Source organism: Bifidobacterium aquikefiri (assembly GCF_002259795.1).
Lineage (GTDB): Bacteria > Actinomycetota > Actinomycetes > Actinomycetales > Bifidobacteriaceae > Bombiscardovia > Bombiscardovia aquikefiri.
In genome coordinates, this window is sequence record NZ_MWXA01000005.1 from 259131 (window position 1) to 276623 (window position 17493).

Consider the following 17493-nt stretch of genomic DNA (forward strand, 5'->3'; position numbering starts at 1 on the left):
TTTCAACGATTCAGCCTTGCTTTTGTGGAGCTAAGGGGATTCGAACCCCTGACCCTCTCCATGCCATGGAGATGCGCTACCAGCTGCGCCATAGCCCCAAAAAACGAACCTTTGATAGGTTACACCATGTGTAGCGGAGTTGCAAACTGTGTGTTGAATCAATGGATCTCAATTGCATGTTCATGATTCGCGCACAGCTTGCAATATGTACGGCCATCACCCCTTCACAGTGGCAATGGTAACGATGTTACTTGACTCTCCACATCCAGTTGTGCTTATCCTCGACTTCGCCGAGCTGAATGCCCAGAAGCTCATTGCGAAGGTCGAGCGTAACCTTGCCGGTTTCGCCGGCGCCGACCGTCACATCGAATTTCTCAGACTTGAAACGACCGATCGGTGTGATGATTGCGGCAGTACCGCACGCAAAGACCTCGGTGACCTCGCCCGACTTGATGTCTTCAAGCAGATCGTCAAGCTTGATCATGGTTTCGACAACGTCGCGGCCGTGATCTTGTGCGAGCTGAATGATGGACTTGCGCGTGATGCCAGGAAGAATGCTGCCAGTGAGGCTTGGCGTTTCCATGTGGCCATCCTTATGCACAGCAAACATGTTCATTCCACCAAGCTCCTCAAGGTAGGTCTTGGTTGCTGCATCAACGAAGCAGACTTGCTCGCATCCGTTTTCGAGACCGCGGTATTCTCCAAGCAGCGATGCCGCATAGTTGCCGCCGCACTTGGCGAAACCTGTGCCGCCAGGACCAGTGCGGAACCACTTGTCTTCAACCCAAATGCTCACTGGCTTGACCCCACCCGGGAAGTATGGGCCGGATGGAGATGCGATGACGCAGTAATCCACCTCTTCCGGCGCACGCACACCAAGGAAAGCCTCGGACGCAAACATAAACGGGCGCATGTACAGTGTGTATTCACGTCGGGTCGGAACCCATTGATAGTCCTTCTTGACCAGTGCAGCGACTGATCCGAGGAAATCATCCATCGAAAGTTCAGGAAGATAGAGACGCTTGGCAGAGTTCTGGAAACGCTCGGCATTGGCATCTGGACGGAACAGCCACACCGAACCGTCATCATGATGATATGCTTTCAGGCCTTCGAAAACCTCCTGAGCATAATGCAGAACGGAAGCGCCCGGTTCCAGCTTCAGGGGCGCATAAGGTTCAATTCGACGATCGGACCATCCCTCCCCTTTAGTCCAAGTCATATGCGTCATGTTGTCAGAAAAGACCTGTCCAAAGGCAGGCTTGTCAATCAATTCCTGACGCTTGGCGTCTGTTGCAGGATTTGGATTCTGCAAAACAGTGAATGGCTCGGTGAGTTTATCCAACGCTTGCCGATCATGATGTGATTGCTGTGTCATACTGTATGCTTCTTCTTGACTTATGCTGCCGATATGTTCTACGCGAGCAGCTTTTCGTAATCGAGAACAAGAAACCTAGGGCTTCTCGCCTTACAGAGCACTATGTCACAGTGCTGCGACCGTTGTGTGCCCTATATCACATTATGGCCGTATACAGAAAAAAGCGGTTGCATATATCTCGGCGATATATGCAACCGCAGATGTTTCACGAAACTACGTGATTGATTCCTCAGGCAGCAGTTGGCGTGGCCTGATCTGGAGCAGCATCAGTCTCATCGCTTGTTGCAGTCGCCTCAGGAGTGGTCTGGTCAAGCTGTGGCTCAAGCGACTCTTCCTTAGGAATTTCGACGGTCACGACTGAATCCTCAGGATCGTCGATAACAAGTTCAGAGCCTTCTGGAAGTGCAACATCCTTGGCAAGAACCTTGTCACCGTCGCCGAGACCTTCAACGCTAATGGTGATGCGCTCTGGAAGATTCGTGACATCTGCACGAACCTGCAGATTCTGCATATCCACAAATGCAACAGAAGCCCCCTTGGTCTCGCCTTCAACGAAGACAGGAACCTCAACGACAACCTTCTCGCCAGCGCGGACCTCAAAGAAATCGATGTGTTCGACGCGGCGCTTCACTGGGTTGCGCTGCACATCCTTGACAACGGCCATCTTCTTGCCTGTGCCATAGGCAATCTCAAAGAGAGCGTTGGTACGACGCAGGGCGTTCGTTGTTTCCTTCAAAGGAAGCTTGATGAATGTTGGCTCAACTCCACCTGCATAAATGGTTGCAGGAATAAGGTTGGCAACGCGCATACGCCGAGCAGCACCCTTACCAAATTGGTCGCGTACTGCGCCTTCGATCTTAACTGTGTTAGCCATGTGTGTTTCTCCTAATCATGTCCTTCGTTCGGCGCATCAACGCACCGCAAGACAAACCAAGAAACTGGCCATCAAACGCCGAGTCGATCACGGATACACATCGTGCATATCCCTCGCCAAAGCAACGTCCGCCAGTGTAGCACACTTTTAGATATTGGCACTCTTGCCATCCGCAGTTTTTGCTTGAGATGCAAATTTTGCGAACTTGTCAAGGCATAGCTTCTTTCTCAAGTGAGCATCAATCATCTTTTCGACGATTACGAGGTAATACCTTGTCAAAGTTCGCAAAACTGGAAAACTTGCACCTTGGAGCTCAATTATTGGATGAGTTCCTTGACCGAGGCGATGATCGACTGCAGTTCCTTCTTGGCATCACCGAACAGCATCTGGGTGTTGTCATTGAAGTAGAGCTCATTTTCAATGCCGGCATATCCCTTGCCTCGACCACGCTTGATGACAACAACATGCTCGGACTTATCCACATCGAGAATGGGCATTCCAGAAACAGGCGTTCCCGGCTTGCGTGCCGCAGGATTGGTGACATCATTCGCGCCAACCACCAGAGAAATCGAAGCTGCAGGGAACTGTGGATTGATATCGTCAAGGTCCACGAGTTCTTCGTAGGGGACGTTTGCCTCTGCAAGGAGAACATTCATATGACCAGGCATACGACCCGCAACTGGATGAATTGCATAATTCACATCGATGCCACGATTCTTCAGAAGATCGCCAAGATCGGCCAGTTCACGCTGAGCCTGTGCCTGCGCGAGACCAAACCCTGGCACAAAGATGACCTTTTGCGCATAGACGAGTTGCACCGCAACATCGTCAGCAGTGGTCTCCTTCATCACACCTTCTGGACCTTCGGCAGCAGCTGTGGCATCGGCACCTCCGAAACCACCGATGAGCACACTGGAGAGTGGTCGGTTCATGGCCTGGGCCATCAATACCGAGAGTGTTACACCTGCTGCGCCGACCAGTGCGCCGGCTACGATCAGAGCTACATTGTCGATCGCAAGGCCGCTCATGGCAACTGCCGTACCCGTGCATGCGTTCAATACTGAAATGACGACCGGCATGTCTGCGCCACCGATAGGAAGCACAAACAGTAATCCATAAAGCAGTGCGAACAACGTGGTGAGCAAGCTCCACAGTTCTCTATGTGGCTGGTCAACGATCAGCATGATGAAGGAAACAATGGTAAGGATGATGGAAAGTATCATCCATACATCTTTGAATGGCAATGAAATCGGTTTTCCAGGAAGAACGCCCTGCAACTTGCCGGCGGCGACGAGAGAACCAGTAAAGGTGACTGAACCGATGATGATTCCAAGTCCTGCGGTTATCAGAACAACAAGCGTTGGAATCTTCTCGGATGTCAGAATATCGTTCAATGCCACCAGCGCAGCAGCGCCACCACCGACCGTGTTGAACACGGAAACCAGTTGAGGCATGTCGGTCATCTTCACCTTTTTCGCAGAGTAAAGACCAGCAATCGCACCAATGGCGATGCCAACGAGCAGCACTATGAGTACTGTCGTTGAAAGATAGCCAGTGACAAAGAATCTTATGAATGCCATGACCACAGCAATGAGCATACCGATTGCAGAGATCTGGTTGCCTTTGCGAGCGGTCTTCGGCGAATTCATGAAGTGCAGTCCAACTACGAAGAGAACTGCAGAACTCAGGTATAGGTACGAGGCGACAACGTCAATCGTGCTCATCACTTTGCTCCCTCATTGGTCTTCTTCGCCCGGGCATCATCGGATATTGCCTGTTCACTTTCAGACTTCGTCTTTTTGGTAGATTTGGCGGACTTGAACATCTCAAGCATGCGGTCAGTGACTACATAACCGCCCACAACATTCATCGTTCCCAGTACCGCAGCAAGGAAAATGAAAACATAGGCAAGAGGCGTATGAGCCTGCGAGGCCACGATGATGACACCGACAATAACGATGCCATGAATGGAATTTGCACCGCTCATCAGAGGCGTATGCAAGGTAGCCGGTACCTTGCCGATAACCTCCACCCCAATAAGCAGAGCAAGAACGAATAGGGTAATCGGGGTAACAAGCTCACTCATTGCCACCATCTCCTTCTTTACGACCGGAAACAACAAGGGCATCATCAAGTTCCAGAGAAAGATCGAACTTCATGCCTCCCGCAGATGCGAAATGCGAAACGACGTCCGCCAGATTTCGCGCAGCAAGATTCGATGCCGTGGTGGCGACTCCACTGGCCGAATCTGGAGTACCGAATATGGTCACACCATTGTCGGTAACCGTCTTTCCCGGCTGTGAACCTTCAACATTGCCACCAAGCTCACTCGACGCGCAGTCAATAATGACCGCACCACGGTGAAGCCCATCGACACCAGCCTTGGTCAGCAGCATTGGAGGACGACGCCCAGGAACCTTTGCCGTAGTGATGACAACATCGAAGGCCGCAGCCTTGGAATCGACGGCAGCCTGTTGCTGCGCCTGTTCATCCGGCGTGAGCTGTCGAGCATAGCCGCCCTCGCCCTGCCCCTTGGAAAAGTCAAGGCCAAGATCAAGAAACTTGGCTCCCAACGATTCAACCTCTTGCTGAGAAGCGGGACGCACATCATATCCCGTAACGATTGCGCCAAGTCTCTTGGCTGTGCCAATGGCCTGCAAGCCTGCAATACCGGTTCCAAGAACAAGTACCTTGGCCGGACGAATCGTTCCTGCAGCCGTTGTCATCATAGGAAAGAAAGAACCATAGCTATCGGCCGCCAACAACGCAGCCTTGTATCCCATAACTGAATTTTGCGATGTCATCTCATCCATTGATTGCGCGGAGCTCAGCTGACGAGGAAGCTTCTCCATCGCCAGAGCCGTCAGCCCAGCCTGATCAAGCCTCTTCACATAGTTCGGATCATTGAAGGAACCAAGCATGCCGACGACCCACGACCCACGTGGCAACGCTGCCAAATCGGCGTCTTGAGGACGATTGATGAATCCAAAAACATTCGCTCTGCGGAAAACTTCATCGCGCGATACGACTGTTGCACCCACCTTTTCATACTGGTCATCAGAGAACTGCGATGCATCGCCTGCACCTTGCTCGATGACACATGCGATATTCGATTTTTTGAGTCTGGTGACAATTTCTGGCGTTAATGCAACTCTTGATTCCTGTTGATTGGATTCTTTGATGACTCCATACGTCACTGAGCCATGCTCTTGCTGAACCATTTGCATCCCTTCTCACTACTTTGTTGAGAATTCGACACTTTCGAATCTAGATAGAGTGTATAAGCCATTGGCGACAGAGACCCTCGCCGAGCTCCTCATTCTCCCATCCACAGGATAGTCTTTACAGGTACGAATTAAAGGAGAAAAATTGGGATTGTTCAATTCAGCGAAATCATATCTGGTTTCCACCGCGAAACGTGCAGCAACCCTGGGTCGTTACCACGACGATGATCTTGACGAAGAGGTCGTGTCATCCGAGGAAGCCGACTCCGAATCCAATGAAAATCAGCAAGACGCATCTGATCAGTTCCCCAGCATTCATGAGTGGTCAGAAGGCTATCCATCAACTACCTTCATTGATAAGGCTTCAGGGCTGCTGACAACCTCCACTGCCGATGCTGGCAAGGTTCCTGAAAGCATGACCTTGTACGACATATATCGCGATCGTGCAACGCGTCTGGGCGATGAACCGATGTATCACTTCAAGTCCAATGGCGAATGGGTGGTGCGCACCGCCAACGAGATGCTGCAGGACATACGTTCCGCTGCGAAGGGTTTGCTTCATGCAGGTCTCAAGAAAGGCGATGCAGTTGCCTTCATGTGTCATACAAGCTATCAGTGGAACGTTGTCGATGCGGCAGTGGTGTCGATTGGCGGAATAATCGCAACGGTGTATGACACCGATTCTGCTGAGCAGATCCGCTATATCGTCAATAATTCGGATGCCACAAGCCTTATCGTCGAGACCCGTGACATGCGTGAGAAGGCGGATGGGGCCATTGAGGACTGCCCTTCGCTCAAACGCATCTCATGCATGGAAAATGGAGCTCTTGAGGAGCTGCAGGCATATGGCAAGACAGTCAGTGACGAGGAGCTCGATGCCCGCATAGCTTCGATTTCAACCAAGGATCTCTGCTCGGTCGTCTATACTTCCGGTTCGACTGCTGCGCCAAAGGGCGTCGAGATGACGCATGAGCATTATTGCACGCTCGCTCACAATCTTCGTGAATACATTCCAGACCTGCTTCAGGATCCAAAGGGATCGGTTCTGCTCTTCCTCCCGCAGGCACACTCGTTTGCACGCGCCATCAACTACGCATGCGCGTACAGCTCGATTCAGATTTATATTGCCGAAGGCATCAAGAGCCTCATCGCTGATCTGCAGGTAGCTCGGCCTACCGTCATGATTGGTGTACCCCGCGTGTTTGAAAAGGTATATAACGCAGCCTCTCAAAAGGCAGGTCACGGAATGAAAGGCATGGTATTCGCCTCGGCAGTCGTTGCTGCACAGGATTACATGGCCGAGGTTTCCGAGAAAGGCAGAGCTGGTCATGTCAGTGCTGCCAGACGTCAGGCTTTTGATCCTCTTGTCTATAGCTCATTGCGCCAAGCTCTGGGTGGTCGCGCACGATGGATCGTGTCGGGTGGAGCGCCACTGGACCCCTCGCTGCTCAGCTTCTTCCGAGGAGCAAAGGTACCGGTATACGAAGGATATGGGTTGACTGAAACTACAGCCCCCTGTGCCTTCAACCCATTGGGTACGCCGTTCCATGAAGGCTCGGTAGGCATCGCATTCCCAGGATTCTCAATTCGCATCTCACAAAGCGGCGAGATACAGATCAAGGGCACCAGCGTATTTGCCAAGTATCACAAGAATGATAAGGCTACGGCAGAATCCTTCACGAAGGATGGCTGGTATGCCACAGGCGATTTGGGCAGACTCTCCGATGACGGCTTTCTCTTCATCACTGGCCGCAAGAAAGATCTCATCATCACGGCCGGTGGAAAGAACGTCTCCCCTGGTCCGATTGAAGAGGTGATTCAGCGCTCTGAAATCGTTGAGAATGCTCTGGTTTTGGGAGACAAGCGACCTTTCATCTCAGCTCTCATCACCTTGGACGGCGAGACCTTGGCCTCTTGGCTCGAATCAAAGGGACTGAACCCCATGACACCCCGCGAGGCTGCAAACAACGCGGCTGTCCGCGCTGAGATACAGCAGTATGTTGACGAGGCGAATGAGGGTGTTTCACGAGCTGAGTCGGTTCGCAAGTTCATCATTCTTCCCGAAGGCTTCACCCAGGAAAACGGCTTGATGACCGCGTCCATGAAAGTCATTCGACCCAAGGTCATTGCCCGCTACGCCAATCTGCTCAACACGCAGATGTATGTTCCGCGTCGGTAGTCTCGACCCTCACACGCAACCGATGCAGACGTGGGGGTTCGGTGCGTCTAGAATCCCATGCGCTGAAGCTGCTTGGGATTCGACTGCCAATCCTTTGCGACTTTGACATGCAGATCGAGCTGTGATTTAGCCCCTATGATGCGATTCACCGGAGTTCGCAGTCGCTTCTTGACATGCACCAGATGCTCGGCGCGATGACCGATGATGATTGGCTTCTGCGAATTTCTCTCCACGTAGAGAGAAACGTGAACCGTCACCTTGCCGGTAGACGGTTGTGACACGTGTACAGCGCTATCTTCATCAAGGTTGAAATCATCATCGGGATAGCTTATTGAATCGACGATGACAGCCAAGGAGTGAGGCAGTTCATCATCGAGTTCCTCAAGGAATGCTCCACGAATGATCTCGGCAATGGTATCTTCAGGTGATTCCTCGCTGATCTGGTCTTCTGGATACATCTGGGGACCTTCGGGGGTGGCATTGACCAAAACATCGCGCAGTTCATCAATGTTGTCGCCGTCCTGTGCACTGATGGGTACAAGCTCTGCAAAGTTCGCAAACTGCTGGACCTCAACCAGCTTTGCAACAAGCTGTTCCCTATCGAGCATGTCAATCTTGGTAATAACAGCGATCACAGGAATCTTCCACTGCGGGTCTGACTCGTCGCCATGCTTCTCACGCGCATACTGTTCTTTGAGCCGAGCAAGAATGCGCCTATCTCCTGGACCAATCTCTTGGTCTGCAGGAAGGACGAAGGCAATGACATCCACCTCGCTCAATGATTCATCGACGACATCATTCAAACGCTGCCCCAGTAGCGTTCGCGGCTTGTGAATGCCAGGTGTATCAACCAGCACCAACTGCGCATGGTCAAGTGTAAGAATCCCTCGGATCGCCTTGCGTGTGGTTTCCGGCCGGGACGAAGCGATAGCAACCTGTTTGCCGATGATGGCATTGATGAGCGTCGATTTCCCAACATTCGGCCGTCCAACGACGGCAATAAACCCCGAACGATACGGTTGCGAGTCCCCTGCTTCGCTGACTGAATTGTCATTCGTCTGTTGCTGTGTCATCGGCTCTCCTGGTCTGATTCTCATAAGGCATCTCATGTTGGTTTGGATTGTCATGTTGTGCAGAAGTCCGTGCCGACAAATCCGATTCATTGTTCTCCTGCTCTGCACGACTCGGCTCAGTCGCTGGTTCGACGAGTATTGTCGATACCTTCTTTCGACGACCAGCGGAATCCACAGCAGTCAGGCGTAATCCTCTGGTCACTCCCGAAGCACCGACAATGGGCACACGGCCAAGAATCTTGGTCAACAACCCGTAGACGGTGTCTACGTCATCCTCGTCGATATCTATTTCGAAGAGTTCCTCCAGATCGGCAATGGGAGTTCTGGCTGGAAGCTTCCATGTGTGTTCATCGATCTGCTCGGGTTGCGAGTGCTGAGTACGGTCATGCTCATCCTCAAGCTCGCCGACGATCTGCTCGATGGCATCTTCAATCGTTACCAGACCGGCAATGCCACCATACTCGTCAACAACCACAGCAATATGCTGACGTGTCTGCTGCATGTGGTGGAAGAGATCGTCAACCGCCTTGGATTCGGGTACCAACATGGGCGTACGGCAGATCGAGGCAATATCACGAGATTCTGCCGCGGGGTTGAATGCCACGGCTCGAACGACATCTTTGAGATATGCCATACCCACCAGATCATCGACGTCGTCACCGATCACTGGAATTCGAGAGAATCCCGAGCGAGAAAAGAGCTTCATTGCCGTCCCCAGGCTTGCATCCTTCTCGATGCATATCATGTCAGTTCTGGGAACCATAATTTCGCGTGTAAGCGTATCGGAAAGCATCAGAACATTCCTCAGCATCTCTGATACCTCTGGATCGAAATCGTTGGCCTCGACCATGCGGTCGATCATTGCCCGACCCTGTTCGAGCTGAATCTTGTCAAGTTCCTCTTCATCCGAAAGTGTCAGATCTCGGTGCCCACGCTTACCTTGCGCGAAGCCGCTGGCATGTGAGAACGGCGTCACCAGCGATGCAATGGTAGTGATGGTCGCATGCTTGAACATGATGTCGAGAGGCTTCTTGGCACCCGCAACACGAGGACGCAGCAGCACGGAAAGTGTAGCGATGATCAATGCGGCGACGATTCCCGAGACGAGCACCAGCCACAGAGGTAACCCTAGGACACCGGCTATCATCGCGATCAGTACGCCATCGAGGACATTGCAGGTTACTCGGAAGAATGCACAGGCACCGGCCGTTGCGAATCTGTCGGCAAGAAGTCTTTGAACTCGCTGGATACGATCGATTTTTTTCATTCGTGAGAACTGGCTCAGCCCGGCATCGGTCTGAATCTCGAGCATCAAATTGTTCAGGCTCGCACGAGTCACCCGGGACATTGCACCTTCCGTTGAAGCCATCACGAGCGAAACCCAGACGAAAATCACCGCTACAACAACCATGGCCAGTATCAGCAGCATTGAATCCACGCTCATTATCACCGCTTCACACTCCCAGAATCATTGGAACTCGAGTCATCCTTGTGATTGCTCAACGCAGTGCGATGCTCCGACTCGCTAATCTCGTAGTGCGATGGTGCAACCGCCGGCGGTTCCGCTCCCTGACGCTGAGCAAGAAATGTCAATAGCAGCTGCCGTTGCAGTCCGAACATCTCATGTTCCTGTTCATGACCGATATGGTCGTATCCCAGGAGATGCAGCATACCGTGAATGGCAAGCAACATCATCTCCTGCATGGTGGAGTGGCCTGCTGCCGATGCCTGCTTACTGGCCACATCCGGGCAGATGACTATGTCTCCGAGAATCCCGTCTGCGGCTGCCTTTCCATCCCCCGGGCGCAATTCATCCATGGGAAAGCTCATAACGTCTGTAGGCCCCTTTAAATCCATCCAGCGCTCGTGCAGATCAGCTATCGCCGCTGGCTCACAGAAAAGCACTGCCACATCGCAATCCGTGCTGACACGCATCTGGCTGAGTACCCAGGTCCCAAGATCGGAGAATACCTTCGGCTCGATTCCCCACGGGCTTTCATTCGTGACTTCAACGCTCATGAGCAATCCCCTGAACATCTCTCTCATTACCTGGTGCTGCATGAGCATCAGTACCGCCGTGGGATTCCCCACGCCTTGCACGCTTTCTGGATTTGGATTCATCTGCCTTTTCGTATGCCTCGACGATTTTGGCCACAAGCTTGTGCCGCACCACATCGGCGGCATCAAGCTGGATGAAGGCTATATCCTCAACATCTTTGAGTATGCGCTCGATTCCAATCAATCCCGAGTTGGGAACCGTGAGATCTATCTGGGTGATGTCACCGGTAATGACCATGGTCGTGTTGAATCCCAAGCGAGTCAGAAACATTTTCATCTGCTGTGCTGTCGTGTTCTGAGCCTCGTCAAGTATCACGAACGCATCATTCAGGGTACGGCCACGCATATACGCAAGCGGAGCGACTTCTATGGTGCCGTCATCCATATAATGCTTCATCTGATCCGCCCCCAGCATGTCAGAAAGAGCATCATAGAGTGGGCGAAGATATGGATCCACCTTCTCATTCAACGTTCCTGGAAGAAAGCCAAGATTTTCACCGGCCTCAACTGCTGGCCTGGTGAGAATAATCTTGCGTATTTCCTTATTCTGGAATGCCCGAACCGCCTTGGCAACGGCGAGATATGTTTTTCCTGTGCCCGCCGGACCAATTGCGAATGTGATGGTGTGTGTACTGATCGCATTGACATAGGCAATCTGCCCTCCTGTCTTTGCACGAACAGGAACTCCAAGAGCGAATGTGATCACTCCAGGGACATCATGCCTATGACCTTCACGCTCACGAAGAGCGGCAGCTCGCATTGAGGCATCACGGGCGAATGAAGAAGCATTCCCGCTGTTTCCGCTGCCTTTCCTTGATCCCTCATGTTCGGCAAATCGCAACGTTCCCTGCCTTCGCAAACCTTCCCTTTCAAGCATTCTGCGAACCGTATCGGCATCCATGGGTGCCGTATAGGCCGCTCTGACAATGGTTTCGATAACGTCTTGAGCCTTTTGCGCATCGCGCTCAGTCCCCCGCGTAGTGGACATGATCGCTATGCGATTGCCACGAACAATGATCGTCACATCAGGGAAGGCACGCTCCACCTCTCTGATAACCTCATCAACCGGTCCCAGGACATTGACAGGATTCAACTCCGTAGGAATCGTGATGGTGCGAGTAGTGGTAGCCACAGAACCCTTTCTCTTAAGAATTGACTAACGAAGATTCTACTCCGCCAGAACCTCACCGGTGAGCACATGCGCATGAACGTGGAAAACACTTTGCCCGGCATCCTCGCCTGTGTTGAATATCAGGCGGTATGCGCCGTGAAACTCCTTGTCGGCAATCGATTTTGCAATGCCAACCATATGGGAAAGCTCACTGGGATCCCGCTGCGCCAATTCAGCGACAGTGGCATAATGCTTTTTCGGAACGATAAGAACATGCACCTTTGCCTTCGGATGAATGTCGGAAAAGGCTATCGTTGAATCGTCCTCAAATACTGTGTTACTTGGGATTTCTCCGGCAATGATCTTGCAGAATAGGCACTCGTTTGCTTCGCTCATCGAATCTCCCTTCGAGACATGAATGATAAATACCGTTGGTATGGCCATCGTATTGCCTCATTTGGATAAATGACCATGAGTCGAAAACAGCGCGGATGGTGAGGTCCCCATGACGGATGCAACGCCTTCAGGAGAAGCCATGCACTGCTATGCAAATCGTCCGAGCATTTCGCTCAGGAGAGCAATCGTGGCTGGCCCCGCCAAAGAAGCCCTCAGAATATTGTGTCCCAGCACGCACGAGACTGCACCTGCGGCAACAAAGGATTTGACCTCGTCTTCACCAATTCCCCCTTCGGGTCCGACAATGACATATACGCTTCTTGCCTTGCCATCTTCAAGACTTGCATCGCCAAGCCTGGCTATGGATTCCCGTATCCGTGACCAAGTGGTGGTCGCATCCTGATGAAGCACTATGACGATGTCTCCATGAACCGATGCTCTACGGCATATGGCAATGACGTCGTCATCGTCGGCGACTTCACCAAGTTGTGGCAGCCATGCTCTGCGAGATTGTTCCAAGGCTCCAGCGAGCACATTATGCCATTTCCGGTCGGTTCTCCCTGGTTTCCACTTGGCAATCGAACGGTGGGCTTGCCAGGGAATGACTGTGTCGACTCCCAGCTGTGTAGCCATATCAATGGCCTGCTCATCATGCCCCGTTTTGGCGAGTGCCTGTATCAATGCCAGTCGCGTTACAGGCTGAGGCTCCTTGCCGACTGAGAGAATCTCGACCAATCCGGCACTTGCATCGTCAATTGCAGCATAGATACGCAATCCCTGGCCATCGGAAAGCTGAAGCGTGTCTCCCGTCTTCAACCGCATCGATTGCAAGGCATGCCGTCTCATGCCCTGCGGCAGTGTGAGTTTCCATCCCGTATGTGCCTCATCGCAGTTCAACGGGGTGTCGTCACTGTTGGGATCGAAAAGAAAGAGTGGATCGGTCATGCGGACTAGACTACCGCGAGGTGTGCGACACACCATTCGCACAGTTTGCATGAGCCGATTTTTCCTTGAAATACAGGGTTTCTTGTCAAAAACACGGGAGAAGAACACTGAAATCTGCAAATGGTGTTATAGTTTTATCCGTTGTCTGTTTGCAACCTTGTCCGGGTGGCGGAATGGTAGACGCGCTAGCTTGAGGTGCTAGTGCCTATTTTAAACGGGCGTGCGGGTTCAAGTCCCGCTCCGGACACGATCAGGGAGTCGTACTCATGGTTTCATGAGTCACGTTCTCCCTTTTATTTTTTGCACTCTGATGTTGCTGATGTCTGCCGTGGTGACCTTTTCACTCCTCCGGATGCCGATAGGCCAGCGAACCCAGAATGATTGCAGGCATGTTTGGAGGGCTGCACGATTGAAATTCATTGCTCTTGAGGACCTTAACGACGAACGGGTGGCAGCCTATACGCATTTGACAGAATTGCAACTCAGGAATCGCCTTGAGCCTGCAAAAGGACTGTTCATAGCCGAATCTCCAAAGGTAATTGTCAGAGCGCTTGATGCCGGTATCAAGCCCATGTCGTTCCTCGTTGAAGAGCCCTGGATTGAAGGCATGGCTGATACCTTTGCCTATGTAGATGCACATTGGGGCGATGAAGTACCGGTTTTTGTGGCCAAGCCCGAATTGCTCAAGACAATCACCGGATATAGGCTGCATCGCGGAGCTTTGAGCGCCATGCACCGTTGGGCTCTGCCAAGCGTGGAGGAAATCTGTGCCAGCGCAACTCGCATTGCAGTTATGGAGAACATCGTTGACCACACCAATGTCGGTGCGCTGATGCGCTCAGCCGCCGCCTTGAATGTTGACGCGGTTTTGGTCACCCCCTCATGTGGGGATCCGCTCTATCGTCGTGCCGCGCGTGTTTCTATGGGAACCGTCTTCCAGGTGCCGTGGACTCGTATCTGTGATGACGAGAACGAGCACTGGCCGACAGATGGCATCAAGGAATTGCACCGACTTGGGTTCATCACAGCTTCCATGGCGCTTTCGGATGATTCGATATCCCTGGATGAACTTGTCGCCCGACTTGGCAGTTCGGCCGATGAAGCCGACCATATCGGCAAGTTGGCCCTGATATTCGGTACCGAAGGCGACGGGCTATCGCATAAAACAATTGCAGATAGCGATCTCACGGTGAAAATCCCCATGAGTGGAGGCGTAGATAGCCTGAACGTTGCCGCTTCAAGCGCTGTAGCCTTTTGGGCAACGAAACGATAGCTCAGATTGGGGCAGATATGCAGGACACCCATGAGTGGACCCAGTGGTTGGAACAAGCAAAAGTCCACTGTTCTCTGACATCATGCTGCAGAACAGTGGACTTTTTCAAGCAGACGCACTCATAGAGTGTGATTTCAACACATCACTTGTCGTATGTGGTTCCGGTGGCTTTCCCGATGGCGGTGAGACCGTGGTAAAGCACGAGCACGGCAATGGAGCCAATCGCAATCCCGTTGAAGCTGATACCCGAGAAGGTGAAGGAGAAGTTCGCAATACCAATGATCATCGTTATGGCGGCCACCATGACGTTGATCGGCTTGCTGAACTCAACCTTATTCTCAACCCAGATACGCACGCCCAGCATGCCAATCATGCCGTAGAGCAGCGTGGTCACTCCCCCAAGGACGCCGGTGGGAATGGAATTGATCACTGCACCAAACTTTGGGCACAGGGAAAGAATAAAGGCAAAGATTGCAGCGCACCAGTAAGCGGCAGTCGAATAGACCTTGGTTGCAGCCATGACACCGATGTTCTCTGCATATGTAGTTGTGCCTGAGCCACCGCCAATTCCGGCAAGTATCGTCCCGATACCATCTGAGAAGAGAGCCGAACCAATCTGGCCGTCATAGTTTCGGCCAGTCATCAGTGCAACGGACTTCACATGGCCGATATTTTCTGCAATGAGAATCAAGACAACGGGCAGGAACATCACCACAATGCTCATATCTGGCTTGGGTGTATGGAATTGGGGAAGACCGATCCATGCCGCTTCCTTGATGCTGTCCCACTTGATCTGGCCTTGAGAGGCCGCAAACGCGTAGCCGACAATCACGCCAAGGAGGATGTTGAGTCGCCCAATCATGCCTTTAAAGAGCACTGCAATCAGCACTACGGCAAGCAGCGTCACACATGCGGTGATGGGGAAGGTCTTGAAGTTAGCCCATGCCGATGGTGCAAGATTGAAGCCAATGATGGCAACAACCGCACCATTGACGACTGGAGGCATCAGCATGTCAATCCACTTTGCCCCAGCAAAATGAACGATAACGCCGACGAGGGCCAGCAGAACGCCCGTAACGAGAATACCGAAGCTTGCAACCGCCAAGCCCTTGTGAGCTGATGTCACGGCGGCTATTGGGGCTATAAAACCAAAAGAGCTGCCCAAATAACTTGGCAGCCGATTTTGATTGATTAGAAGGAACAACGCCGTTGCAATGGCAGTAAAGAACAGCGTCGTCGAGGGATCAAATCCAGTGAGAATTGGAACAAGGAATGTAGCTCCAAACATTGCAATCACATGCTGGGCACCAATACCAGCGGTTCTGCTCCACGTTAGTCGTTCATCAGGCTCAACCACCTCGCCCGGTGCAAGGGTCTTACCATCCCCATGTAATTTCCAACTGACCAACAATGCCATTATCTTCTCTTTCTCCTGTGCATGTGCCAATCACAATGCGCTCAGATTAGGGTAGCCGCTCTTTGTAACACGCAATGTGACGAAAGGCCAACTGAGACAAACCCCACAAAAATGAACGAAAATCGGCGTGAAGTTAAATAACTGAACAAATTATGACTCGCCGGAAACAATATTCGCCCAATTCCTGAACTCTATGCAATGATGGTGGTGTGACTCGAAGCGTGATGGAGCGCTCAATGCAATGCGACAGAAGTCTCAATGCATTACAGCCGAGGAAAGGATGGCAAACATGTCTAAGAATCCTAAGATACTATCCATAGTTTTGGCAGGTGGCGAAGGAACTCGCCTGATGCCCCTCACCAGAGATCGTGCCAAACCAGCGGTTCCTTTCGGCGGCGTGTTCCGTCTCATCGACTTTCCTCTGAGCAATCTTGTAAACTCTGACTACCGTCAGATCGTTGTGCTGACTCAGTACAAATCGCACTCTCTTGATCGGCACATTTCGAGAATGTGGCGATTCTCCCCGATGTTGGGAAGTTATGTCTCCCCTGTCCCAGCACAGCAGAGACTGGGAAAGCATTGGTATCTGGGGTCGGCGGATGCAATCTATCAGACGATTAACATCATCGAGGATGTAAAACCTGACATCGTTGTGATTCTTGGCGCAGACCATGTCTACCGTATGGACTTTGAGCAGATGGTTCGTCAGCACATTGAATCAGGAGCGGAATTCACGGTTGCAGGAATTCGTCAGCCTGCATCCTCTTCCAATCAATTTGGCGTGATTCAGGTGGATCCCAATCAGCATAATATGATCAGAAACTTCCAGGAAAAGCCGGAACACACCGATGGCTTGCCGAATGATCCAAATACAATCCTTGCTTCGATGGGCAACTACGTAGCCAATACCGATGCGTTGTTCGACGCATTGGCCATCGATGAAAAGAATGAGGACACCAAGCACGACATGGGCGGAGACATCGCTCCATTCTTCGCTGCAAAGCATCAGGCCGGTGTCTACGATTTCAATGAAAACGATGTTCCCGGAGCAACAGAACAGGATCACGCTTATTGGCGTGATGTGGGAACGATCAAGCAATTCTATGATGCACACATGGATTTGATAGCATATGTGCCAGATTTCAATCTGTATAACACTGATTGGCCGATTTATACCGATTCTGGATCGTTACCACCGGCAAAGTTCGTTCATTCCGGTCAGGATAGGCTCGGACATGCAACTGACTCAATTGTTTCTCCGGGCGTCATCGTTTCCGGGGGTGAAGTACATCATTCTGTGATTTCACCGAACGTTCGTATCCATTCCTGGGCGCAGGTCATTGATTCGGTGCTATTCAACAATGTGACCATTAATCGTCGCGCTCGTGTGTACAAGGCAATTCTCGACAAGAATGTTGTTCTCAAGGAGAATTCGACAGTTGGAATCGACACGCAGCATGATTTGGAACGCGGATTCACGGTGTCCCCCGAAGGCATCACCGTTGTTCCGAAAGGAACGATTGTTGAGGACTGAATCGACTGTGAGCCGAGAGAAATTGCAACATTCC

At 51.9% G+C, this 17493-nt stretch carries 15 protein-coding genes and 2 tRNA genes; 4 read left to right on the forward strand and 13 right to left on the reverse strand.

The window, feature by feature from the left end:
• Positions 1-25 precede the first annotated feature (25 nt).
• The 6 genes from BAQU_RS05005 to BAQU_RS05030 form a co-directional block, all read right to left on the reverse strand.
• Positions 26-98, reverse strand: a tRNA-Ala gene (locus BAQU_RS05005).
• Between the two features lie 149 nt (positions 99-247).
• Positions 248-1375: a branched-chain amino acid aminotransferase gene (locus BAQU_RS05010; protein WP_094693298.1), complete on the reverse strand. Its 1128-nt coding sequence runs from the start codon at positions 1373-1375 to the stop codon at positions 248-250.
• A 229-nt stretch (positions 1376-1604) separates the two neighbouring features.
• Positions 1605-2249, reverse strand: a complete 645-nt coding sequence (locus BAQU_RS05015) for a 50S ribosomal protein L25/general stress protein Ctc (protein WP_094693300.1) — start codon at positions 2247-2249, stop codon at positions 1605-1607.
• 317 nt (positions 2250-2566) lie between these two features.
• Positions 2567-3973 carry an NAD(P)(+) transhydrogenase (Re/Si-specific) subunit beta gene (locus BAQU_RS05020; protein WP_094693302.1) on the reverse strand — a complete coding sequence of 469 codons (1407 nt, stop codon included), beginning with the start codon at positions 3971-3973 and terminating at the stop codon, positions 2567-2569.
• Positions 3973-4335: an NAD(P) transhydrogenase subunit alpha part 2 gene (locus BAQU_RS05025; protein ID WP_094693966.1), complete on the reverse strand. Its 363-nt coding sequence runs from the start codon at positions 4333-4335 to the stop codon at positions 3973-3975. The genes BAQU_RS05020 and BAQU_RS05025 overlap by 1 nt, the downstream gene beginning before the upstream one ends.
• A complete protein-coding gene (locus BAQU_RS05030; RefSeq protein ID WP_094693304.1) occupies positions 4328-5470 on the reverse strand; it encodes an NAD(P) transhydrogenase subunit alpha in 1143 nt (380 codons plus the stop codon). The genes BAQU_RS05025 and BAQU_RS05030 overlap by 8 nt, the downstream gene beginning before the upstream one ends.
• Positions 5471-5618: 148 nt before the next feature.
• On the opposite strand from BAQU_RS05030, the gene BAQU_RS05035 reads away from it, so the two are divergent.
• On the forward strand, positions 5619-7652 hold the full coding sequence (locus BAQU_RS05035) for an AMP-dependent synthetase/ligase (RefSeq protein ID WP_415447743.1): 2034 nt from the start codon (positions 5619-5621) through the stop codon (positions 7650-7652).
• 47 nt (positions 7653-7699) lie between these two features.
• Here the strand turns inward: BAQU_RS05035 and era are convergent, their stop codons facing one another.
• The 6 genes from era to BAQU_RS05065 all read right to left on the reverse strand — a co-directional run bounded on the left by era (position 7700) and on the right by BAQU_RS05065 (position 13235).
• Positions 7700-8725 carry a GTPase Era gene (gene era / locus BAQU_RS05040; RefSeq protein WP_094693306.1) on the reverse strand — a complete coding sequence of 342 codons (1026 nt, stop codon included), beginning with the start codon at positions 8723-8725 and terminating at the stop codon, positions 7700-7702.
• Positions 8703-10169, reverse strand: a complete 1467-nt coding sequence (locus BAQU_RS05045; RefSeq protein WP_094693308.1) for a hemolysin family protein — start codon at positions 10167-10169, stop codon at positions 8703-8705. Before BAQU_RS05045 ends, era begins: the two co-directional genes overlap by 23 nt.
• Before the next feature lie 2 nt (positions 10170-10171).
• Positions 10172-10744, reverse strand: coding sequence for an rRNA maturation RNase YbeY (gene ybeY / locus BAQU_RS05050; protein ID WP_094693310.1), 573 nt, complete (start codon positions 10742-10744; stop codon positions 10172-10174).
• Positions 10734-11915 carry a PhoH family protein gene (locus BAQU_RS05055; protein WP_094693312.1) on the reverse strand — a complete coding sequence of 394 codons (1182 nt, stop codon included), beginning with the start codon at positions 11913-11915 and terminating at the stop codon, positions 10734-10736. Before BAQU_RS05055 ends, ybeY begins: the two co-directional genes overlap by 11 nt.
• Before the next feature lie 36 nt (positions 11916-11951).
• Entirely contained in the window at positions 11952-12290 is a 339-nt protein-coding gene (locus BAQU_RS05060) for a histidine triad nucleotide-binding protein (protein ID WP_094693970.1), read from the reverse strand.
• A gap of 147 nt (positions 12291-12437) precedes the next feature.
• Complete coding sequence (locus BAQU_RS05065) at positions 12438-13235, reverse strand: 16S rRNA (uracil(1498)-N(3))-methyltransferase (protein WP_094693314.1); 798 nt, start codon at positions 13233-13235, stop codon at positions 12438-12440.
• Positions 13236-13394: 159 nt separating this feature from the next.
• Between BAQU_RS05065 and BAQU_RS05070 the strand changes: the two genes are divergently transcribed.
• Positions 13395-13482 (forward strand) — tRNA-Leu (locus tag BAQU_RS05070).
• Positions 13483-13644: 162 nt separating this feature from the next.
• On the forward strand, positions 13645-14508 hold the full coding sequence (locus BAQU_RS05075) for a TrmH family RNA methyltransferase (protein ID WP_094693972.1): 864 nt from the start codon (positions 13645-13647) through the stop codon (positions 14506-14508).
• A gap of 142 nt (positions 14509-14650) precedes the next feature.
• On the opposite strand, the gene BAQU_RS05080 is transcribed toward BAQU_RS05075, so the two are convergent.
• Positions 14651-15925: a uracil-xanthine permease family protein gene (locus BAQU_RS05080; RefSeq protein WP_094693316.1), complete on the reverse strand. Its 1275-nt coding sequence runs from the start codon at positions 15923-15925 to the stop codon at positions 14651-14653.
• A gap of 289 nt (positions 15926-16214) precedes the next feature.
• Here BAQU_RS05080 and glgC point away from each other — a divergent pair, with 289 nt between their 5' ends.
• On the forward strand, positions 16215-17459 hold the full coding sequence (gene glgC, locus BAQU_RS05085; protein ID WP_094693974.1) for a glucose-1-phosphate adenylyltransferase: 1245 nt from the start codon (positions 16215-16217) through the stop codon (positions 17457-17459).
• Positions 17460-17493: the final 34 nt, after the last annotated feature.